Here is a 281-nt window from a genome sequence, read left to right as displayed (position 1 = left end):
AGGAATATCAGGTCTACGGCGCAGCGCAGCCGTTCACCTCGGTGGCTGATGCGCAGTTGCTGCAAACGGTTTCGCGCGGTACCAAGCAGGTCACGGTGTCGGGGCTGACCCGTAACGAGACACGCTATTTCGCTGTGCTGGCCGTGGATCTGCAGGGGCTCAAGCAGGCGGCGGTGACCTCGATCGCGGTCACGCCTGAGGACGTACAAGCCCCCGAAGATGCCACAGCGCTGCAAGTGCAGCCAGGTGCCGACCAGTTGGCCCTGAGCTGGCAGGCCAGT

Annotated in this window: 1 protein-coding gene; it reads left to right on the top strand. The window is 64.1% G+C overall.

The genetic code is table 11. From position 1 onward, the window contains the following. Positions 1 to 281, top strand: a 281-nt coding sequence (locus AYB31_RS21905; RefSeq protein ID WP_201787441.1) for a hypothetical protein, incomplete at both ends; no start/stop codon positions are given.

Source organism: Pseudomonas sp. BMS12, from assembly GCF_001592875.1.
GTDB lineage: Bacteria > Pseudomonadota > Gammaproteobacteria > Pseudomonadales > Pseudomonadaceae > Aquipseudomonas.
The sequence above is the reverse complement of the archived record's forward strand: the minus strand, read 5'-3'. Positions and strand labels throughout refer to the sequence as shown.